Genomic DNA, 21,805 nt, shown 5'->3' with positions numbered 1-21,805 from the left:
GCTCAGCGCGCGCGGATCGACCAGCGCACCACGCCGCTCGCGGGGAGCGTCACCGTCCGCCGGCAGCTCTGCACGACGCGGTCGTACGCGGAGCCGTAGCGGCCGTCGCAGGCGACGGCCCGCGGGCGGATCGACAGGCGCGCGACGGCGCCCGGCAGCACGAGCGCCCGGCCGCGCTCGTGCAGCCGGCGCCTCCCGGCCGGCGCCCAGTCCTGGAACGTGAGCGTGTCGCCGCCGCGCGCCCGGACCGTCAACGACACGCCGTCGCCGAGCGCGCGGTACGTGAACATGGCGCCCTCGCGGGCCCACGAGCCGTCGGGCCACTGAAAGCCGCCCCGCACGACGACCGTCCGGCCTGACCGGCTGACCGTGGTCGACCTTCCCCACGGCGTGGCGGTGGCCGCGCCGAGCTCGAGCAGCGGGCCCGCCGTGTCGGCGGGGACGCTGCCGACCGGGGTGATGGGCGGGGCGGTCAGCAGGTCGCGCCACCGTCCGTCGCGCCGCACCTTGGCCGCGATCAGGCCGAACCCGTAGCGCGGGTCGAACACCCCGATCGGCCCCACCTCGTGCACCGCGAACCAGAGGTCCCGGGACCGGGCGATCGCGAGCCGCGCATGATCGGGGTCACGGAACGCCCCGTCGCGGTCGAGGGGCAGCGCGACCGGACGGACGGGCCGCGCCGGCTCGGGGACGTCGGCCGCCCAGTCGAGGAACGCCGCCGTCAGGCCGTTGAAGGTCATCATCCGCGCGTAGCGGTCCAGGCCGCGCGCGTCGACCGGCGAGGTGCGAAACCGCGGGACGATGTTCAGGCCGTCGCGGCCGATGCCGTGGCGGGCCCTCAGGCGCCCGAACGCCCGGCCGGCCAGCGTCGCGCAGGTCCCGGCGAGCGCCGGACGCGACCGCGCGAACCGGCGCGTGCACACCCGAGCGGCGTAGACGGTGGCGGCGAGCGCCCAGCTCTGCCCCTGCGCGCGGCCGAGCCACGCGACGTCGCCGTCCGGCGCGGCGATCGCCGCCTGGGTCTGCATCACGCGGGCGAACGCGCGCACCGCCCCGCGCCCCGGCCGGTGCTTCGGCAGTTCGAGCGCGGAGGCGAGGGCCATCGCGGTCATCGCCTGGTAGGCGAGCGGATACGTCGGCTGGTCGGAGTTGACGCCGAGCCCGGCGCCGGCCGCGTCCTTCGCGCCCGCGGTCCGGTAGGACGCCGCGCGGCCGGAGGCCTGCGCGAAGCGCCGCTCGAGCACCTCGACCGCGTCCGTGCGCGCCACGGGCTGCGACAGCGTCGAGGCGGCGGTCGCGCCGTGCAGCCGCGTCTGCGCCAGCGCGAGCACGCCGGCCGCCTCGATCGCCTTGTAGTTGTCCCAGCAGGTGGGGTCGTGGAAGCAGCGCTGCGCCTTCGGGCCGACGTCGCCGCCGCTCCACTGCTCGAGCAGGTGGCGCCACACCGGCTCGGCGCGCCGGAAGACCGCGCGGTGGCGGATGTTCGCGCGCGCCCAGCGGTACGCCGAGACGGTCCCGAGCAGCCCGAGGGGGTTCTCCGCGCCGCCCGCGTGGAGGCTGCGCCGCAGGCTGCGCGTCACCGCGATCACCCCGGCGCGCAGCATCGCGTCGTCGCCGCGGCGCCGGCCGGCCTGCATCAGCGCCTGGCCGAGCATGACCTGCCCGAAGCCATGCCGCCCGCCGCCCGTGATCGGGTCGACGAACAGCCCGGACTCGCTGCGCCGGCCCATCCAGCCCGCCGCGATCCGGTCGGCGAACGCGCGCAGCGCCTGCGGCGACGGGCCGGCCCGCTCGGGCCGCTGAGTGCGCACGTCGGGGCCGTGGCCCGGCTGGCCCGATCCGCGGCTCGGCAGGGTCGTGACGACGACGAGCGCCAGGGCCGCCACCACCACGACGAGCGCGACGAGCGCCGCACCGCGACGGAAGCCGGCGCGCACGCGCCCGGGGCGGTCTCCGTCCCGTCCGGTCGTCGTCGCGCGGGTCACCTGCTCCCCATTGTCCCGAGACGGCGGACGCGACGCCCGGCGCACACCAGTGCCGCGCCGACCGCTCAGGCGTTCAGGACGTCGTGGGCGAAGCGGACGACGAGGGAGCCGTCCCCGACGGCGCTCGCGACCCGCTTGGCCGCCCCGGCGCGGACGTCGCCCGCGGCGAACACCCCGGGACGGACGGTCTCGAGCAGGTGCGGCTCGCGGTCCTGCAGCGGCCAGCCGAGATGGCCGGCGCACCGCGTCGCGCCGGCCCCGCAGATGACGTAGCCGGCCTCGTCGAGCGCGAGCATGCCGGCGACCGCCTCCGTGCACGGGTCCGCGCCGATCATCACGAACACCGCGGTCGACGGCACCCGCTGCTCGGCGCCGTCGCGCCGGTCGCGCAGGACCACCGACTCCACCGTGCCGTTGCCGTGGATCGCCGCCACCTCGGTCTCGGTCAGCACCTCGACGGTCCGGGACCGCTCGATGCGCTCGACGAGGTAGTGCGACATCGAGGCCGCGAGGCCCGGGCCGCGCACGACGATCCGCACGCTGCGCGCGCGTGCGGCCAGGTACATCGCCGCCTGGCCCGCCGAGTTGCCTCCGCCGACGACGATGACGTCCTCGCCGCGGCAGCGCTCGGCGTCGGTCGCCATGGCCGCGTGGTAGACGCCGGCGCCCCGGAAGCGCTCGACGCCCTCGGCCCGCAGTTCGCGCCAGCGCGCGCCGGTCGCCAGGACCACGGTGCGGGCGAGGACGTGCTGGCCGTCGTCGAGGTCGATGCGCACGAGCCCTTCCGGCCCGTCCGCGAGCTCGACCGCCCGGTGGAAGCTCGACAGGACCGCGTCGAAGCGGCGGGCCTGCAGCGTGGCCTTGCGCGTCAGATCGGCGCCGGAGATGCCGGTCGGGAACCCGAGGTAGTTCTCGATGCGCGTGCTCGTGCCCGCCTGGCCGCCCGGCGCCCACGCCTCGACGACGAGCGTCCGCAGCCCCTCCGAGCCGCCGTACACCGCGGCGGCGAGGCCCGCCGGACCGGCGCCGAGGACGACGAGGTCGAACCGCTCGCCGTCGACCTCCGCGCGCAGCCCGAGGTCGCGCGCCACCTGCGCGGCGGACGGGTTGCGCAGCACCGTCGCGCCGTGCACGAGCACCGGCGTGTCCGCGGGCTCGATGTGCAGCCACTCGAGCATCGCGGCGCTGTCGGGATCGGTGTCGACGTCGTACCAGCGGACCGGCAGCAGGTTGCGCTCGAGCAGGTCCCGCACCTCGAACGCGCGTCGCGAGTTGCGGGAGGCGATCAGGCGCGGGACGCCGTAGCCCTCGCCCTCGTGCCAGTCGCGACGCGCGAGCAGCGTGCGCAGGACCATCTCGCCGAACTCGGGCGAGCCGCCGAGCAGGCTCCGCAGCCCGGGCCGGTCGAACTCGATGACGTCGGTCGGTTCGGCCGCCACGCAGGCGGTCAGCGTCGGCTCGCCGGTGAAGACGGCGATGTCGCCGATGAACGTCCGGGCGTCCGCGCGGGCGACGAGGATCTCCTTGCCGGGCTTGTGGACGACGAACTCGACCAGGCCCCGCTCGATCACGTAGAACGGGGCGTCGCGCTGGCCGTCCGCGTAGAGGACGTCGCCCGGCTCGAACGAGCGCCGCCGCCCCTTCCGGGCGAGGCCCTCGAGCTTCTCCTCGCTCAGCCGCGGGTACAGCAGCTCATCGTCGAGGCCGGGCACGTTGCCGGTGTGCCGCACGCTCGCCATGGGTCAAAGGTAGTGCTCAGGCCTCCCCGGCCGGACGGGCGCGGCAGCAGGAGCTCGTCGGGCTCGGGCGCGACGGCCGGGGCCCCAAGGTGCGAACGCGTGGCGCCACGCCGCGCGGGGACGGTCCGTGCTGCGGGTCGTCCGGCTCGGGAGCGAACATGTGTTCGTGTCACGTCCCGCGATCCTCCACGCCGACCTCGACGCCTTCTTCGCGTCGGTCGAGCAGCGCGACGACCCGCGGCTGCGGGGACGCCCGGTCATCGTCGGCGGCGGCGTGGTGCTCGCCGCGAGCTATGAGGCGCGCGCGTGCGGGGTGCGGTCGGCGATGGGCGGCAGGCGGGCGCGGCAGATGTGCCCCGACGCGGTCGTGGTGCGACCGCGGTTCTCGGCGTACGTCGAGGCCAGCCGCGAGGTGTTCGCGATCCTCGACGAGGCCGCGCCGGTCGTCGAGCAGATCTCGATCGACGAGGCGTTCCTCGACGTCACCGGGCTGGAGGCGATCACCGGCACGCCGGAGCAGATCGCCCGCCGCCTGCGCACGGACGTGCGGCGCGAGGTCGGGCTGCCGATCAGCATCGGCGCGGCGACCAGCAAGCACGTGGCCAAGATCGCCAGCGGCGCCGCCAAGCCGGACGGGCTGCTGCTCGTGGCGCCCGGCACCGAGCTCGCGTTCCTGCATCCGCTGCCGGTCGAGCGGATGTGGGGCGTCGGCCCGGCGACGCAGCGTCGGCTGAACCGCCACGGCATCCGGACGATCGGCGACCTCGCCCGCTTCGGCGAGGCCGGTCTGGTGCGGCTGCTCGGGCTCGCCGGCGGCCGGCGCCTGCACGCGCTCGCGCAGGACCGCGATCCACGCGCGGTCCGGCGCGGGCGCCGCCGGCGGTCGTTCGGGTCCCAGCGGGCGCTCGGGCGGGGCCTCCGTACGCCCGAGGAGCTCGACGCCACGCTCGTCGCGCTCACCGACCGCGTCATGCGGCGCATGCGCGCGGCGGGCCGGATCGGACGGACCGTCGTGCTGCGGGTGCGCTTCGGCGACTACACTCGGGCCTCGCGCTCGCGCACGCTCGCCCGCGCGACGGCGCTCACGCGGCCGGTCCTCGCCACGCTGCGCCGGCTGCTCCGCGCCGCGCAACCGGCGATCGAGCAGCGGGGCATCACCCTCCTGGGCGTGGCGGTGACGAACATCGAGGAGGCGGTCGGCGGGGTCCAGCTCGAGCTGCCGTTCGACGGCGTCGACCATCCCGCCCTCGACGCCGTGGTCGACGCGGTCCGCGACCGCTACGGCAGCGACGCCCTGCAGCGCGCCGCGCTGCTCGAGGCCGGCGAGGAGCTCGAGGCGTACCTCATGCCGTTCGACCGGCACCCCCGGTGAGCGGGCCCGTGGGCGTAGGGTCGGGTCATTGTGGCCGGAACAGGCGTGCGATGGGCGACGGCGGGCGACGTCGAGCTGGCGTTCGAGACGTTCGGCCGGCCGGCCGGACCGCCGGTCCTGCTCATCATGGGCCTGGCCATGCAGATGCTCGGATGGCCCCAGGAGCTGTGCACCGACCTGGCCCGGCGCGGCCACCACGTCATCCGCTACGACAACCGCGACATCGGCCTCTCGACGCACCTGGACCACCTGCCGGCGGGCGATGCGGCCGCCGTGATGCGCGGCGACCGGTCGTCGGTGGCGTACACGATCGGCGACCTCGCCCTCGATGCCGTCCGCCTCATGGACGCGCTCGGCCTGGGTCGCGCCCACCTCGTCGGCGCGTCGCTCGGCGGAGCCATCGCCCAGACCGTCGCGCTCAGCCACCCCCACCGGGTCCGCTCGCTCACCTCGATCATGGCGTCGACCGGCGATCGCCGCGTGGGCACGTCCACGCCCAGAGCGATGGCGGCGGTGCTCGCGCCGCCGGCGCGCACGCGGGAGGCGGCAATCGCGCGGGCCGTGCACATCGCACGGGTGGTCGGCTCGACGGGCTTCCCGTTCGACGAGGAGGCGGCCCGCGACCGCGCGGCGTGTGCGTACGACCGCGGGTACGACCCGGCCGGCGTCTCGCGCCAGCTCGTCGCGCTGCTCACCGCACCGGACCGGACGGCGCGGCTGCGGACCCTTGCGGTGCCGTCGCTCGTGATCCACGGCGACCGCGATCCGCTCGTCAGCCCGGACGGGGGACGAGCGACGGCCGCCGCCATCCCGGGCGCCGAGCTGCTGCTCGTCGAGGGGATGGGCCACGACCTGCCGCGCGCGGTCTGGCCGCGGCTGGCCGAGCGGATCGCGGCGCTCGTGGCGCGGGCCGAGGCCGCCCCGGGCTGACGGAGCCGGCAGGCCCGAGACGGGCGCGGAGACGCGGGCTGGGACGGAGACGGCGAGCGCGGACGGAGACGGCGGGCTCGGACGGAGACGGCGGGCTCGGACGGAGACGGCGGGCTCGGACGGGGACGGTGGGCTCGGGCGGAGACGGCGAGCGCGGAGACGGCGCTCGCGCGCGGCCGGCTGATCGCGGCCCGCGTCACCGATGACGGTTCCTCCACAAAAGCTCTCATGCCGTTGATCGGGTGCCGCCGGCGCCGGACACTGGCTGCGCAACGTCCGGCCCGAGAGGAGCGACATGCGTCCGAAGGCGATGGCCCACGTGCGGGCCCAGATCCGGCTGAACCAGGCTGCGCGAGGCTTGCGGCTCGCCCAGCGAAGCATCACCGGCGCGCAGCGGGTGCAGCGTGGCGCCCTCCGGCAGGGCATGGGAGGCGGCCAGGGCATTCGCGGCGGCGGGGGCCTGCGGGGCGGCCAGGGCATCCGCGGCGGCCAGGGCATGCGCGGGGGCCAGGGCGCGCGCGGCGGGCGCGGTCTGCGCGGCGGCGGGGGCCGCGGGCTGCGGGGCGGCCAGGGCATCCGCGGCGGGCGCGGCCTGCGCTGAGCCGGGAACGAGTCTCGATGTCCGGCTCGCCTGATCCACGGGGCGCGCCTCCCGCCGGCGCTGCCATCGGGCGCAGCCGGCATCCGAGGCACGACCTCCTCGCCGGATGCACGGCAGACGGGCACCACCCGCTGACCTGCATCCTGCCTCCACATGTGCTCAACTCGCTCGCGATCAACGCGCCGAGCGCACGCCTGCGCGCCCTCGCGATCTCGACCCTGAGCGCCTCGCATTCGCTGCTGACCGCGCGCGTCGGCCTCAGCGCCCTGGGGTCCGCGGGCCCGCGCGGGATACCGCGCCCCGTGTACGCGGGCCTGACCGGGATCCCGCACAAGCAGCGCACGATCTACGACGCCCAGAACCGCCAGCGGATCCCCGGGACCGTCGTGCGGACCGAGGCCCAGCCGGCCACCGGCGACCTCGCGGTCGACGAGGCCTACGACTTCATGGGCGATACGTTCGACTTCTACTGGAACGAGTTCGACCGGGACTCCGTCGACGACGCCGGCCTGCCGCTGGACGGGACCGTCCATTTCTCGAAGGACTACGACAACGCGTTCTGGGACGGCCAGCGGATGATCTACGGCGACGGAGACGGGGAGATCTTCGATCGCTTCACCAAGAGCGTCGACGTCATCGGCCACGAGCTCACGCATGGCGTGACCCAGTACGAGGCCGGGCTCGTCTACTTCGGCCAGCCGGGCGCGCTGAACGAGTCCATGTCGGATGTGATGGGCTCGCTGGTCAGGCAGTACGTCAACCACCAGACGGCAGCGCAGGCGGACTGGCTGATCGGCGCCGAGCTGTTCATTCCCGACCCGAGCGTGCCCAACCGGGTGGCGATCCGCTCGATGAAGGCACCCGGGACCGCCTACGACGATCCGGTGCTGGGCAAGGACCCGCAGCCGGCGACGATGGCGGGCTACGTCCGCACGCTCGACGACAACGGCGGCGTCCACATCAACTCCGGCATCCCCAACCACGCGTTCTACCTGCTTGCCACCGCGCTCGGCGGCAACTCGTGGGAGCGCGCGGGGCTCATCTGGTACCAGACGCTGCTGAACCCGATGCTGACCCGGGCGGCGTCGTTCCGCTCGTTCGCGCGGGTCACGCTGATGGTCGCCGAGCAGCTCTTCCCGGCCGTCGGAGCCCCCGAGCCGCCGGCCGTCCGCCAGGCATGGTCCCAAGTCGGGATCCAGGTGTAGGCGTGTCCCGAACGGAGGTCATCACGTGTCGCCGCTAGCCCCCCGCACATCACGGGCAGGCGCACGCGCCGCGCGCGGCCGCGCCGGCGCGCGCCCCGCGCTGCTGCGCCCCGCCGCACAGTTCTGGAGCTCGGTGCTGCCGCCCGTCCTCGACTCCCTCAACGAGAGCCGCACGCGCCGGCTGAAGTCGACGGCGCGCTTCCAGAAGGCCCGCCTGGATCGCCGCATCGCCGGTCTGCGCGCGCTCGAAGGGGGGCTCGACGAGGTCGACACCTCGACGGATTCCACGCCCGAGTCGACGCCCGTCGAGGATCCGTACGGGACGACGGTGGACGGCGAGAGCCAGGTGCCGGTTCCGACCGAGCCGCCCCCGCCGGTGACCATTCCCGAGACGACGACGCCGCCGCCGGCCACCACGCCGCCTCCGACCACGTCCACCCCGCCGCCCACCACGACGACGCCGCCGGCCACGACGCCGCCACCGGCCACCACGCCGCCGACCACGTCCACCCCGCCGCCCACCACGACGCCGCCGCCGGCCACGACGCCGCCTCCGGCCACCACGCCGCCGCCGACGACGACGACGCCGCCGACCGCGACCGAGGCGCCTTCCACGCGGGACTTCTACGAGGTGTTCGACGGCCTCGGCGCCGGCGACTTCACCGAGGACCACTTCCCGAAGACGAGCGTCGTCAACGACGCACTCGAGGACGCCGGCCAGCCGCGGACGACGCGCGACGCGATGCGCCCCGTGTTCGACCGCTGGGTCCACGACCGCATCGAGGAGGGCCGGCTCACGCCTCCCACCCCGGTCGCGGCGGCACCGGCCCCGGCCGAGAAGCCGAAGGCCGTCACCGACGACGTGCTGTTCACGGCCTTCGACGACCTCGACTCCAACGACTTCACCAAGGACGAGCCGAAGTACCCGCTCGTGCGCCAGGTGCAGGAGCGCATCCCGGCGGGGTACGAGATGCCGACGCAGTCGACCATCCACGCCGCCTACGACAGATACCCCCGCAAGCGGGACGACTGAGCGGCGGGCATGCCCTCCCAGCTCGCCGGACGCATGAGCCTGGGGCCGTTCGAGCTGGCGGCCCTCGGCCCGGCCGGCCTGCTGGACCCCGCCATCGCGATCGCCGCATCCCGGGCCGGCGGGGCCGGCCTCGTCGACCTGACGCGCGGGTCCGACGGCGCGCGCCGCGCTGCGGTCGCCGCGCTGCTCGAGCACGGCCGCTCCGGGCGCTGCGGCGCCCGGTTCGACGCCCGCGACGCGCCGTCCCTCGCGCGCTGGCTGCCGGATGAGCTGCGCTGGCTCGCGATCGCGGCCGACGATCCGGTCGCGGCCGGCTCCGCGATCGCCGCGTTCGCGGGGCATCCGGCCCTCGTGCTCGTCGAGGTCGTCGACGAGGACGAGGCCGAGGCCGCGATCGCCGCCGGTGCCGGCGGGCTCATCGCCCGCGGCAACGAGACCGGCGGCCGCGTGGGCGAGGAGACCGCGTTCGTCGTGGCTCAGCGCCTCGCCCGCGAGGACGGACCGCCCGTCTGGGTCCAGGGCGGGGTCGGCCCGGACACCGTCGCCGCATGTCGTCTGGCCGGCGCGCGGGGGGTCGTGCTCGACGCCCAGTTGTGGCTCACGCGTGAGTCGCCGCTGGACGCCGCGATGCGCGCCGTGATCGAGCGCATGGACGGCAGCGAGACCACGGTGATCGGCGAGCGCCGCCGCTGGCGCGTGCTCGACCGGCCCGGTCTGGCCCCGCTCGCGGAGGCCCGCGCGGTCGAGGACGACGCCGAGCGCCTGGGCGCGCTCGTCCGGGCGCGCGCCGGCTGGTCCTCCCCCGAGCAGGATCTCGTGTGCCTCGGCCAGGATGCCGCGTTCGCGGCGCCGCTCGCCCGCCGCCACGGCACGGTGGGCGGCGTCGTCGTGGCGCTGCGCACGAGCCTGGACCAGCGCGTGCGCGACACCGCCCGGCTGCACCCTCTCGCCGCCGGCGCCGCGCTCGCCGCCGACCACGGCACGCGCCTGCCCGTGGTCCAGGGCCCGATGACGCGCGTCAGCGACCGCCCCGGGCTGGCCGCCGCGGTGGCCGACGCCGGCGGCCTGCCGTTCATCGCCCTCGCCCTCATGGAGGCCGGCGAGGTCGACGCGCTGCTCGCCGACGTCGCCGCCGCCCTCGGGGACCGCCCGTGGGGCGCCGGCATCCTCGGATTCGTGCCGCTCGACGTCCGGGAGGCGCAGCTCGAGGTCGTCGCGCGCCACCGTCCGCCGTTCGCGCTCATCGCCGGCGGCCGGCCCGACCAGGCGCGGTGGCTGGAGGAGCGCGGCATCGCCACCTATCTGCACGTCCCCTCCCCCGCGCTGCTCACCGCGTTCGCCCGCGACGGCGCCCGCCGATTCGTCCTGGAGGGCCGGGAGTGCGGCGGGCACGTCGGCCCGCGGTCGAGCTTCGTCCTGTGGAGCCAGGCGGTCGAGGCGCTCGGCGGCGCACTCGACGACGAGGCGCTCGCCGCCTGCCGGATCCTGCTTGCGGGCGGCATCCACGACGCCCGCTCCGCCGCGATGGCCGCCACGGTCGCCGCGCCGCTGGCCGCGCGTGGCGCGGCGGTCGGCGTGCTGATGGGCAGCGCCTACGTCTTCACCCGCGAGGCCGTCGACAGCGGGGCGATCACGGCCGGCTTCCAGGCGGAGGCGCTGCGCTGCGCGCGCACGGTCCTGCTCGAGAGCGGCCCCGGGCACGCGACGCGCTGCGCACCGACGCCGTTCGCCGAGACGTTCGCACGGGAGCGGCGGCGCCTCATGGGCGGGGGCGCGACGCCCGCGGCGGTGCACGACGCGCTGGAGCACCTGAGCCTCGGCCGGCTGCGCGTCGCGGCCAAGGGCGTCGAGCGGGAGGGCGCGGCGCCCGCCGGCGCCCGGCCCCCGCTGGTCGAGGTCACGCCGGAGCGCCAGGCCGAGCGCGGGCTCTACATGCTCGGACAGGTCGCCGCCCTGCGCGACGCGCGATCGACGATCGCGGAACTGCACCGCGAGATCACCGACGGCGCAACCCGCCTGCTCGAGGCGGGCGCACCCTCTCGGCGACCGCGGCCCCGGAGGCGCCCGGCCGATGCGGCGGTCGTGGGCATGGCCTGCCTCCTGCCCGGCGCGCCGGGCCTTCCCGCGTTCTGGCGCAACGTCCTCGACGGCGTCGACGCGATCACCGAGATCCCCGAGCGGAGGTTCGACTGGCATCGCTGGTACGAGCCCGGTGGGGACGGGCCGGACGCGATCAGCTCACGCTGGGGCGGGTTCATCGAGGAGGTCGTCTTCGACCCGCTCCGGTGGGGCATGCCGCCGCGCAGCCTCGAGTCGATCGAGCCGATGCAGCTGCTCGCCCTCGAGGTCGCCGCCGCGGCGCTGGCCGACGCCGGCTACGACGGGCGCGAGTTCGCCCGCGAGCGCACCTCGGTCATCCTCGGCGTCGGCGGCGGCCTGTCTGATCTCGGCACGCGCTACGCGGTCCGCGCCGACCTGCCGCTCGTCCTGCACGACGTGCCGGCGGAGGCGCTCGCGGGACTGCCCGAATGGACGGAGGACTCGTTCGCCGGGATCCTGCTGAACGTCGCGGCCGGCCGGGTCGCGAACCGGCTCGACCTCGGCGGCGCGAACTACACGGTCGACGCGGCGTGCGCCTCGTCGCTGGCCGCCGTGCAGCTCGCCGCGCGCGAGCTCGAGTGCGGCACGAGCGACATGGTCGTCGTCGGCGGCGCCGACACGGTGCAGAACCCGTTCGGCTACCTGTGCTTCAGCAAGACCCATGCCCTGTCGCCGACCGGCCGCTGCAAGCCCTTCGCCGAGGACGCGGACGGCATCGCCATCAGCGAGGGGCTGGCGATGGTCGTCCTCAAGCGCCTGGCGGACGCCGAGCGCGACGGCGACCGCGTGTACTCGGTGATCAAGGGCATCGGCGGCTCCAGCGACGGCCGCGCCAAGGGCCTGACCGCGCCCCGGCCGGAGGGGCAGCTGCGGGCCCTCGCCCGCGCCTACGAGCAGGCCGGCTGCTCCCCGGCCGGCGTCGGGCTGATCGAGGCCCACGGGACGGGGACGGTCGCGGGCGACCGGGCCGAGGTCCAGACGCTGCGCACCGCGTTCGCGGCGGCCGGCGCCGCCCCGCGCGCGTGCGCGCTGGGCTCGGTCAAGTCGATGATCGGCCACACGAAGTGCACGGCCGGCGTCGCCGGGCTGGTGAAGGCCTCGCTCGCGCTGCACCACAAGGTCCTGCCGCCGACGATCAACGTCGAGCGCCCGAACCCGCGGATCGGGTTCGAGGACGGGCCGTTCCACGTCAACACGAAGACGCGACCGTGGATCCACGCGGCGGCGCATCCGCGGCGGGCGGGCGTGAGCGCCTTCGGCTTCGGCGGCACGAACTTCCACTGCGTCGTCGAGGAGTACCGCGGCGGCTACCGGGAGGACGACGCGGCGTGCCCGCGGCCCGACTGGCCGGCGGAGCCCGTCGTGCTCTCGGCCGCCGACGACGGCGGCCTGCGCGCGGCGGCGCAGCGCGTCGCCGACGCGGTGCGCGCCGGGGCCGCGCCTGCGCTGCGCGACCTCGCCGCCGCGCTCTGGCGCGAGGTCCGTGACGAGCACCCGGCGCGCCTCGCGGTCGCGGCGACCGACCTCGCCGACCTGGCCGCGAAGCTCGAGGCGGCCGCGGCCCAGCTCGGCGGCCCGGGCCCGGCACGGGACGTCCCGGGCGTCCACCGCCGCGGCCGCCCACAGGGTCGCGACGGGTCGGTCGCGCTGCTGTTCCCCGGCCAGGGGTCGCAGCGCTGCGACATGCTGCGCGACCTCGCGGTGGCGCTGCCCGAGGTCCGCTCCACGTTCGACCGCGCCGACGCCGTCCTCGCCGAGGGCCTGCCCCGGCCCCTGAGCCGCTTCGTCTTCCCGCCGCCGGCGTTCGACGACGAGGAGCGGGCGCGGGCGGAGGCCGCGCTGCGCGACACGGCAATCGCCCAGCCGGCCCTGGGGGCCTGCGGCATGGCCGCGGCCGGCCTGCTGGAGCGGCTGGGTCTGCGCGCGGCGATGGCCGGCGGGCACTCGTACGGGGAGCTCGTCGCCCTCTGGGCCGCCGGAGCCCTGGACGCCGCGGACCTCCTGCGCCTCAGCGCCGCCCGTGGCAGCGCGATGGCGGAGGCCGCGGCGGGCGCCCCCGGGTCGATGGCGGCGGTGGCGGCCGGTGCGGAACGCGTGGCCACCACCCTGCCGGAGGGCGGCCGCGTGGTGATCGCGAACCGCAACTCGCCGCGCCAGACCGTGATCTCGGGTCCCTCCGCGGCGGTCGAGGCCGCGATCGAACGCCTCGAGGCGTCCGGTCTGGCCGCGGTGCGGCTGCCCGTCTCCTGCGCGTTCCACTCGCCGGCCATGGCCGGCGCGCGCGAGCGCTTCGCCGCGGCGGTGCGGGACGCCGGTCCGCGCGCGCCCGCCATGCCGGTCTACTCGAACGCCACGGCCGCCCCGCACCCCGCCGACGTGGACGCGATCGCCGCCGCGCTGGCCGACCATCTCGTCCGGCCGGTCCGCTTCGAGGAGGAGATCGAGGCGATGTACGCGGCCGGGGCCCGCGTCTTCGTCGAGGCCGGACCCCGCGGCGTGCTCACCCGTCTCGTCGGCGAGATCCTCGGCGACCGGCCACACGCCGCCGTCGCGCTGCAGCCGGACGGGCGCGACGGTGTGGCCGGGCTGGCCGACGCGCTGTGCCGGCTCGCCGCCGAGCACGTCGCGCTCGACCTGGCGCCGCTGTGGGCGGGGCGCGCCGGCACCGCCGGCCTCGACGAGTTGCTGACCCCCCGCCCCGCGCCCGAGATCCCGGTGGGTGCGTGGTTGGTCGACGGGGGCTCGGCGCGTCCTGCCGGCACGCCACCGCCACGCCCCGGGCCGGCGCCCGCCCCGCCCGCCCCCGCGAACACGCCGCCGGCCCCCGCCTCGGACCCGCCGCCCCGCGCCGGCGCCCCACCGCTCACCCCGCTCGCGCCGCGCGACGCCGCGGTGACCCGCTTCCTCGGGTTGATGGACACGTTCCTCGCCGACCAGCGCGACGTGATGCTCGCGCTCCTCGACAGCGAGCCCGCGCGCGTGTCGCCCGCCCGGCCCGCGCCGAGGCGCGACACTCCCGCGGCGTCCCCGCCGCCCCGCTTCGTCCCCGTCGCGCGCGACGCCGGTGACGCCCACGGGCCTGCGCTGATCGGGCCGGGCGACGTCGTCCTCGTCGCCGGAGACGGGCACGGAGCGGCCCGCGCGCTCGCGGATCGGCTCGCCGAGCGGGACGTGCGCACGGTCGACCCCGGCGACCCCGTCGCCGCGCAGGCGGTGGACGCCCCCGCGACCGCCCTCGTCGACCTGCGGGCGCTCGACGCGGTCGGCGACGTCCTCGCCGACGACGAGCGCCGCACCCGTGCGCGCGTCGGCGGCCTCGTGACCGGGCTGATGGACCTCTGCCGCGACGCCGGCCCCGGGCTGCGCGCCGTGGTGGCCGCCACCGCGATGGGCGGGACCTTCGGCGTCGAGGCCGGGGGTGCCGTGGCGCTCGACCCCGCCCACGGGGCGGTGGCCGGGCTCGTCAAGGCCATCGGCGCGGAGTGGGACGGGGTCGCGGCGAAGGTCGTCGACTTCGAGGCCGGCGCGGCGGCGGACGCCGTGGCCGAGGGCATCCTCGCCGAACTGCTCGCACACGACGGCCGAGCCGAGATCGGCCGCCCGCCTGGGCGGCGGATCGCGATCGACGTCGCCCCCGCCCCGCCGACCGCGGGTCGCACGCCGCCACTCGGCCCGGAGTCCGTCGTCCTCCTGACCGGCGGGGCACGCGGCATCACCGCAGCGGTCGCCCGGGACCTCGCCGCCCGCTACCGGCCGACGCTGGTCCTGGTGGGCCGCACCGAGCTCGGCTCCGACGACGCCCGCGCGGCCGAGGCGCGAGCGACCCTCGACGCGATCGCCGCCGCCGGCGGCCGGGCGGAGTACCGCCGGGCCGACGTCGGCGACCCCGATCAGCTCGCGCGGGTGCTCGACGAGGTCCACGGCCGCCACGGCCGCCTCGACGGCGTGATCCACGGGGCCGGCGCGATCGACGACGGCGCCCTGGCCGGCAAGACGGCCGCGTCGGTCGCGCGGGTGCTCGACCCGAAGGTGACGGGCGCCCTCACCCTCGCCCGCCGGCTGCCGTGGGAGGAGTTGCGCTTCCTCGTGCTGTTCTCGTCGGTGTCCGGCCGCTTCGGCAACGCGGGGCAGACCGACTACGCGGCGGCGAACGAGTTCCTCAGCAAGCTGGCGGCGGACCTCGACCGGCGCCGCGACGCGCGGGTCGTGGCGATCGCCTGGGGACCGTGGTCGGGCGCCGGGATGGTCACGCCGGCCGTCGCGGGGCGCTTCGCCGCTCGCGGCATCGACCTGATCGATCCCGCCGCCGGCTGCGCGGCCCTGATCGGCGAGATCGAACGTGACGGGCCGGCCGCCCCGGAGGTCGTCGTCGGCGGCGGGCCGTGGGCCGCCCCCGCCCGTGCGCCCGCCGGGTCGGCGGGCGGAGGGCCGTGGGCCGCCCCCGCCCCTGCGCCCGCCGGGCCGGCGGGGGCGCTGCTGCGGTCGGCCGTGCCGGGCCCGGACGGCGCGATCGACGCGCCGGTCGTCCTCGATGCCGCCGGCGACCCGCTGCTGACCGATCATCACCTCGACGGACGCCCGGTGCTTCCCGCCGCCGTCGCGCTCGAGCTGCTCGCCGAGCTGGCGGCGATCGCCCTCGGACCGGACGCGCCGGTCGCGCTCGAGGACTTCCGGCTCCTGCGCGGCGTGAGCGCCGGAGAGGGCCAGCTGACCCTGCGGGCCCGCGCCGCCGGGGCGCGGGACCCGACGGTCGAGGTGTGCGACGCCGGGGCGCCGGACCCGACGGTCGAGCTGTGCGACGACCAGGGCGCGGTCGTCCACTACCGCGCCCGCGGCCGCCGCGGCCCCGGCACGCCGCCCGCCGCGAGCGTGCCGCCCGCGCTCCCGGCGACGTCGCCGTTCCCCCTCACGGTCGACGAGATCTACGACCGCTGGCTGTGGCACGGACCCGCGCTGCGGGCCATCGCGGCGATCGACGCGCACGCGCCCGAGGGGCTCGACGCGACGCTGCTGGCCTCCGCCGCCCCCGCGGGCGCCTGGCGGCTCGATCCCGTCGTCCTCGACGCCGTCTTCCAGCTGGGGATCGTGTGGTCGCGGCACGCGCTCGAGCGCACCGCGCTGCCCGCGCGGGTGGGCCGTGTCGAGGGGGCGGTCGACCGCCCGGCCGGCACGCCGATCGCCTGCCGCCTGCGGCTGCGCGCACAGCCGGGCGGCGGGCTGCTCATGGGCCGCGCCGCCCTGCTCGACCACCGCGGCCGGCCGCTCGCGGTGCTCGACGGCATCGAGCTGTCATGCAGCGCCGAGCTCAACCGCCTGGGAGCGCAGGGCGCGGCGGAGGCGATCCGGTGACGGTGCCGGGTATCGCGATCACCGGCATGGCCTGCCTGTTCCCCCAGGCGCCCGGCCCGGAGGCGTTCTGGGACAACGTGCTCTCCGGGGTCAGCGCCATCGGCGAGCCACCCGCCGACTGGGGCGGCGACCTCGTCGTCGACCCGAGCGCGGAGTCCGACGACCGGCTGCCCACCGCGCGCGGCGGCTACCTGGGCGACCTGGCCGAGTTCGACCCGCTGGCGCTGGGCGTCATGCCGAGCGGCCTCGACGGCGCCGAGCCCGAGCATGCGCTGGCCCTGCGGGTCGGCTGGGAGGCGCTCGCCGACGCCGGGTGCGACGCGGACACCGTGGACGGCGAGCGCACCGAGGTCGTGCTCGGGCGCGGCACGTACGTCAACCGCGGGTTCGTCGCCTTCCTACAGCACACGTTCGCCGTCGAGCAGACGCTGCGCGTGCTGCGGACCCTGCACCCGGAGCACACGCCGCAGGAGCTCGCCGAGATCAAGCGCGAGCTCAAGGCGGGCCTGCCGCCGTTCACGCCCGAGACCGCCCCGGGCCTCGTCTCGAGCGTCATGTGCGGGCGGATCGCCAACCGCCTCGATCTGATGGGGCCGGCCTTCGTCGTGGACGCCGCGTGCGCCTCGTCCCTCATCGCGATCGACGTCGGCATGAGCGACCTTCTCGCGGGCAAGTGCGACCGCGTCGTCGCCGGCGGCGTGCAGGTCTCGAGCAGCTTCCCGATCCAGCTCATCTTCGCGCGGCTCGGCGCGCTGTCGCGCTCGGGGCAGCTGCGGCCGTTCAGCGCGGACGCCGACGGCACCCTGCTCGGCGAGGGCATCGGGATGGTCGTCCTGCGCCGCCTCCGGGACGCCGAGCGCGACGGCGATCGCATCTACGCGGTCATCCGCGCCGTCGGCACGGCCAGCGACGGGCGCGGGGCGGGTGTGCTCGCTCCTCGCGTCGAGGGCGAGGTGCTCGCCATGCGCCGCGCCTACGAGCGCGCGGACGTCGCGCCCGGAACCGTCGGCCTCGTCGAGGCGCACGGCACCGCCACGCCGGTCGGCGACGCGGCCGAGCTCGACGCGCTCACCCGGGTCTTCGGCGAGAACGGCAGCACCCCGGCGCACTGCGCCCTCGGCTCGGTGAAGTCCATGATCGGGCACACGATCCCGGCCGCCGGCGCCGCCGGCATCATCAAGGCGGCGCTGGCCCTGCACCACCGCGTCCTGCCGCCGACGCTGCACTGCGAGTCGCCCCACCCGGCCCTGCGGCGCTCGGCGTTCTTCCTCAACGACGAGCCGCGTCCGTGGGTGCACGGCGCGCGGTCGCCCCGGCGCGCGGCCGTGAGCGCCTTCGGCTTCGGCGGCATCGACGCGCACGCGATCCTCGAGGAGCACGGGGGGTCGCGATGACCGTCGTGCGGATGCGCCACTGGGCCTCCGAGGCGTTCCTGCTCGCGGGCGCGTCGCGTGACGAGCTCACCGCCGCGGTCGCCGGCCTGCGGCGGCTCGTCGAGCGCCACCCGGATGCGGCGCTCGTCGACCTCGCCGCGGCCGCCGACGCACAGCGGCCGTCCGGCGGCGCGCGGCTCGCGGTGGTCGCGGCGACACGCGAGGACCTCGAGGCGCGGCTGGCCGAGGTGGCCCGGCGCCTCGCCGACCCCGAGTGCACGCGGATCCGCGACCGGGCCGGCGTCTACTTCGCCGCGGAGACCGGCGCGGCGGGCGGCGTCGCGTTCCTGTTTCCCGGGGAGGCGTCGCAGTACCCGGGCATGCTCGCCGACGTCTGCCTCCACGTCCCGGCGGCCCGCGAGTGGTTCGACGTCCTCGACCGCGCCTCGCTCGGCACGGACCGCCCACCGCTCAGCCGCCTGGTGTTCGGCCCCACGGCGGGCGACGGTCTCTGGGCGATGGACGCCGGTGCCGAGTCGGTCACCGCCGCAGACCTCGCGCTGCTCGAGGTCGTCCGGCAGATGGGCGTCGCGCCGCAGGCGGTCGCGGGCCACAGCACGGGCGACTGGGCCGCGCTGCTCGCCGGCGGGATCCTGCACCTGGACGAGCGCGACGAGCTCGCCGGTCACGTCGCGGCCCTCAACGCCTGCTACCGGCAGCTGCGCGACGACGGGGCGCTGCCCGACGCGGCGCTGCTCGCCGTCGGCGCGCCCGATCCCGGCGCGGTCACCGGTGTGGTGGAGGCGGCCGCCGGTGGCCTCGCGATCGCCATGGACAACTGCCCGCACCAGATCGTCCTCTGCGGCGACGACGACGCGGTGGGGCAGGCGCGGCGCGCGCTCGAGGAGCGCGGGGCCGTCTGCCAGCCGCTGCCGTTCGGGCGCGCGTACCACACGCCGCGCTTCGACCGGTTCTCGGAGGGGATCCGCGGCTTCCTCTCCGGCCTTCCGCTGGGAGCGCCGCAGCTCGCGGTGTACTCCTGCGCGACGGCGTCGCCGTACCCGGACGACCCGGCCGCGATCCGGGAGATCATGGCCGCGCAGTGGCGCGAGCCCGTGCGCTTCCGCGAGACGGTCGAGGCGATGTACGCCGCGGGCTGCCGCACGTTCGTCGAGATCGGCCCGAGCGGCTTCCTGACCGCCTTCGTGCGCGACACGCTGCGGCGGCGGCCCCACCTGGCCGTGGCCATGGACGATCCGCGCCGTCCGGGCACCGACCAGCTCAGCCATGCCGCCGCGCAGCTCGCCGTCCACGGGGTCGACGTCGACCTCGCCGCGCTGCGCGCCGGCCGCGCGCACCCGCTCGACGGTCCGCGCCCCGCCTCCCGCGTCCGGGTGGCGACGGCCCTGCCGCTGCTGCACGTCGACCCGCGGCCGCCCGGGGTGCCCGGCAACGGCCGGCCGGCCACGTTCCCGGAGGTCCCTGCCGTGCCCGCGCCCGCCGACCCGCCGCCCACCACCCCGCCCGCCGCCGCACCCGCGCCCGTCGACCCGCCGCCCACCACGCCGCCGGCCTCCGCACCCGCGCCTCCAGGGGGCGCGCACCAGGTGGTCGAGGCGTATCTCGCCACGATGGAGCGGTTCCTCGCCACCCAGCGCGACGTCATGCGCGCCTACCTCACGGGCGGGCCCGGCGCCGAGCCGCCGTCGGCGGATGCGCCGCCGCCCGTGCTCGCCGAGGCCGCGCCAGGAGCGCCCGACGTCGCGGCGGCTCCCGCTCCTGCACCGGCGCCCGCCACGAACGGCGCGGCGGCGCCCGCTCCGGCACCGGCGCCCGCCACGAACGGCGCGGCGGCGGATCCGGCGGCGCTCGTCCGCCGGCTCATCGCCGACCGCACCGGCTACCCGCCGGAGATGCTCGACCGGCCGCTGGACCTCGAGGCCGACCTGGGCATCGACTCCATCAAGCGCGTCGAGATCCTCGCCGCGCTGCAGCAGGAGACCGGCGCGACGATCGACATGGAGCGCGCCGGTGCGGTGCGCACCCTCGACCAGATCGTGGAGCTGCTGCCGCGCGAAGCGGCCGAGCCGGCGCATGCCGGCGCAACGCCAGCCGCGTCCGGCCCTGACGCCGTCCCGGACCCGGCCCCGGCGCCCGCGTTGCTGGGCCAGGTCGCGCGCTCCGCCGACGGCCGCCGCCTGACCGCCGACCGGCGCCTGGACCTCGCGCGCGACCCGTACCTGCGCGACCACTGCCTCGGCGGTCCCGTCTCGGCGACGGACCCCGACCTGCTCGGGCTGCCGGTCCTGCCGCTGACGATGACCGTCGAGCTGATGGCGGAGGCGGCCGCGGCGCTGGCCCCGCGCGAGCACGTGGCGTCCGTGGAGCGGGTCCGCGGGCACCACTGGATCGCGCTCGACGGCGAGGAGACCCTCCTGCACATCGAGGCCGTCCGGGCCGACGAGGGCGCGCAGGTGGAGGTGCACGTCCACGAGGGCGGCACGTGCGCGGCCGAGGCGATCGTGCATCTCGCCCCCGGCCCCGCGCCGGCTCCGCCGCCCGACGCCGGCCCCGCCGGGCCCGGTCCGAGCGGGCCGTCCCCCTGGCCGCCCGACGAGCTGTACCGCCACGGGATGTTCCACGGCCCCGCGTTCCGCGGCGTCGCCGAGCTCACCGGCATCGACGCACAGGCCATCACGGGCCGGCTGCGCGGCCTGCCCGCCGACACGGTCCCGTCGCGCGGTCTGATCCTCGACCCGGTGCTGCTGGATGCCGCCGGCCAGCTGATCGGGTTCTGGGCGGCCGCGCAGATGGGACGGGGATTCACCGTGTTCCCCTTCGAGATCGAGGAGGTCCGGGTCCACGGCGAAGCCCTCGAGGCGGGAGCGGACGTGGAGGCCCGGGCGGCGGTCGCCTACGACGGCGGGGCGGACCTCACCGCCGACATCCGGCTCACCGCGCCGGACGGGGGCCTGCACGCCGTGCTGCGCGGCTGGCGCGACCTGCGCTTCCGCCTGCCGGAGCGCTTCTTCGACCTTCGCCTCGACCCGAGCGCCACGTTCCTGGGCGACGCGCTGGAGCCCGCCGCGACGGGGCTGCCCGCGGACGGCACGGCCGCGGCCGTGCTGGTCGAAGAGCTGCCGGACGCCTTCCTGCTCGCCCACGGCCAGATCTGGATGCGCGTGCTCGCCCACCTGATCCTCGGCCGCCGGGAGCGCGCCGTCTGGCGCGACCTGGTGGGCAGCGACCGCCGGCGCGCCGACTGGCTGCGCGGGCGCGCCGCCGCCAAGGACGCCGTCCGCACCCTGCTGCGCCATCGCGGCATCGAGGCGTTCCCCGCCGACGTGGAGATCCTGCCGGGGGCGCACGGCGCACCGATCGTCCACCCGGCGTGGCCGGGAGCGCAGGGCGAGCCGCCGGTCGTCTCGATCACCCATTCGGGCGAGGTCGCGATCGGCGCCGCGGCGAACCCGGCCTACCGCGGGGTCGGCATCGACGTCGAGCATCCCAGGACCCTGCCGGAGGGCTTCGCCGAGACCGCCCTCGCTCCGGACGAGCGGCGGTTCGACGACGACGGCGACGCCCGCCTGCTGACCCTCTGGTGCATGAAGGAGAGCGCCGCCAAGGCGGTCGGCCACGGGCTGGGCGGAGACCCGCACCGCGTGCGCGTGCGGGCCTTCGACGCGGCCACCGGCACCGCCGACGTCGACGTCGGCCGCCTCACCGGCGCGACCGGCGCCGCGACCGTCCGCGCCCACGCGGCCCGCGCCGGAGAGCTGACCATCGCCACCGCCGTCCGAGAGAGGAGTCCCTCGTGAGCATCATCGAGAACGTCGACCAGGCAACGGCGCTGGCGGAGATCCTGGGCGTCGCCGAGCACATCGTCAGCGACTGGGACCTCGACCTCCCCACGCCGCTCGGACCCGACACCCGGCTCGTCGCCGACCTCGACTTCGACTCCATCGACCTCGTGTGCCTGTTCGTCACGGTCGAGCAGCACCACGAGGGGGTCGCGTTCGGCTTCGAGCAGCTCGTGATGGTCGACGGCGAGTACGTGGACGATCTGACGCTGGCGCAGGTCGCCGGCCACGTGGCGTCCCGGCTCCGGGAGGCGTGAG

At 76.9% G+C, this 21,805-nt stretch carries 11 protein-coding genes; 9 read left to right on the top strand and 2 right to left on the bottom strand.

The window, feature by feature from the left end; translation table 11 throughout:
- Nucleotides 1–2: 2 nt before the first annotated feature.
- Together DSM104329_RS14235 and DSM104329_RS14230 are read right to left on the bottom strand one after the other, a co-directional pair.
- Nucleotides 3–1,985 carry a hypothetical protein gene (locus tag DSM104329_RS14235; RefSeq protein WP_259316105.1) on the bottom strand — a complete coding sequence of 661 codons (1,983 nt, stop codon included), beginning with the start codon at nt 1,983–1,985 and terminating at the stop codon, nt 3–5.
- Between the two features lie 65 nt (nt 1,986–2,050).
- Complete coding sequence (locus DSM104329_RS14230) at nt 2,051–3,724, bottom strand: FAD-dependent oxidoreductase (RefSeq protein ID WP_259316104.1); 1,674 nt, start codon at nt 3,722–3,724, stop codon at nt 2,051–2,053.
- 160 nt (nt 3,725–3,884) lie between these two features.
- Here DSM104329_RS14230 and dinB point away from each other — a divergent pair, with 160 nt between their 5' ends.
- The 9 genes from dinB (at nt 3,885) to DSM104329_RS14185 (ending at nt 21,804) form a co-directional block, all read left to right on the top strand.
- Complete coding sequence (gene dinB, locus DSM104329_RS14225) at nt 3,885–5,096, top strand: DNA polymerase IV (protein ID WP_407655888.1); 1,212 nt, start codon at nt 3,885–3,887, stop codon at nt 5,094–5,096.
- A 30-nt stretch (nt 5,097–5,126) separates the two neighbouring features.
- Complete coding sequence (locus DSM104329_RS14220; protein ID WP_259316102.1) at nt 5,127–6,026, top strand: alpha/beta fold hydrolase; 900 nt, start codon at nt 5,127–5,129, stop codon at nt 6,024–6,026.
- A gap of 295 nt (nt 6,027–6,321) precedes the next feature.
- The gene (locus tag DSM104329_RS14215; RefSeq protein ID WP_259316101.1) at nt 6,322–6,627 is read left to right on the top strand and encodes a hypothetical protein; all 306 of its coding nucleotides are present in this window, start codon (nt 6,322–6,324) and stop codon (nt 6,625–6,627) included.
- Nucleotides 6,628–6,782: 155 nt separating this feature from the next.
- A complete protein-coding gene (locus DSM104329_RS14210) occupies nt 6,783–7,832 on the top strand; it encodes a M4 family metallopeptidase (protein WP_259316100.1) in 1,050 nt (349 codons plus the stop codon).
- A 25-nt stretch (nt 7,833–7,857) separates the two neighbouring features.
- Nucleotides 7,858–8,865 (top strand): hypothetical protein, encoded by a 1,008-nt coding sequence (locus tag DSM104329_RS14205; protein ID WP_259316099.1) that lies wholly within the window; start codon nt 7,858–7,860, stop codon nt 8,863–8,865.
- Nucleotides 8,866–8,874: 9 nt separating this feature from the next.
- The gene (locus DSM104329_RS14200) at nt 8,875–16,314 is read left to right on the top strand and encodes a type I polyketide synthase (protein ID WP_259316098.1); all 7,440 of its coding nucleotides are present in this window, start codon (nt 8,875–8,877) and stop codon (nt 16,312–16,314) included.
- Nucleotides 16,311–17,708, top strand: a complete 1,398-nt coding sequence (locus DSM104329_RS14195) for a beta-ketoacyl [acyl carrier protein] synthase domain-containing protein (RefSeq protein ID WP_259316097.1) — start codon at nt 16,311–16,313, stop codon at nt 17,706–17,708. Before DSM104329_RS14200 ends, DSM104329_RS14195 begins: the two co-directional genes overlap by 4 nt.
- Nucleotides 17,705–21,505: a type I polyketide synthase gene (locus DSM104329_RS14190; protein WP_259316096.1), complete on the top strand. Its 3,801-nt coding sequence runs from the start codon at nt 17,705–17,707 to the stop codon at nt 21,503–21,505. The genes DSM104329_RS14195 and DSM104329_RS14190 overlap by 4 nt, the downstream gene beginning before the upstream one ends.
- The gene (locus DSM104329_RS14185; RefSeq protein ID WP_259316095.1) at nt 21,502–21,804 is read left to right on the top strand and encodes a hypothetical protein; all 303 of its coding nucleotides are present in this window, start codon (nt 21,502–21,504) and stop codon (nt 21,802–21,804) included. Before DSM104329_RS14190 ends, DSM104329_RS14185 begins: the two co-directional genes overlap by 4 nt.
- Nucleotide 21,805: the final 1 nt, after the last annotated feature.

The organism is Capillimicrobium parvum (assembly GCF_021172045.1).
Taxonomy (GTDB): Bacteria; Actinomycetota; Thermoleophilia; order Solirubrobacterales; family Solirubrobacteraceae; genus Capillimicrobium; species Capillimicrobium parvum.
The sequence above is the reverse complement of the archived record's forward strand: the minus strand, read 5'-3'. Positions and strand labels throughout refer to the sequence as shown.

Bases quoted from the DNA above. Each gene is read 5' to 3' on its own strand.
- DSM104329_RS14230 (WP_259316104.1), bottom strand. From the start codon at position 3,724: ATGGCGAGCGTGCGGCACACCGGCAACGTGCCCGGCCTCGACGATGAG.
- DSM104329_RS14190 (WP_259316096.1), top strand. From the start codon at position 17,705: ATGACCGTCGTGCGGATGCGCCACTGGGCCTCCGAGGCGTTCCTGCTC.
- DSM104329_RS14200 (WP_259316098.1), top strand. From the start codon at position 8,875: ATGCCCTCCCAGCTCGCCGGACGCATGAGCCTGGGGCCGTTCGAGCTG.
- DSM104329_RS14215 (WP_259316101.1), top strand. From the start codon at position 6,322: ATGCGTCCGAAGGCGATGGCCCACGTGCGGGCCCAGATCCGGCTGAAC.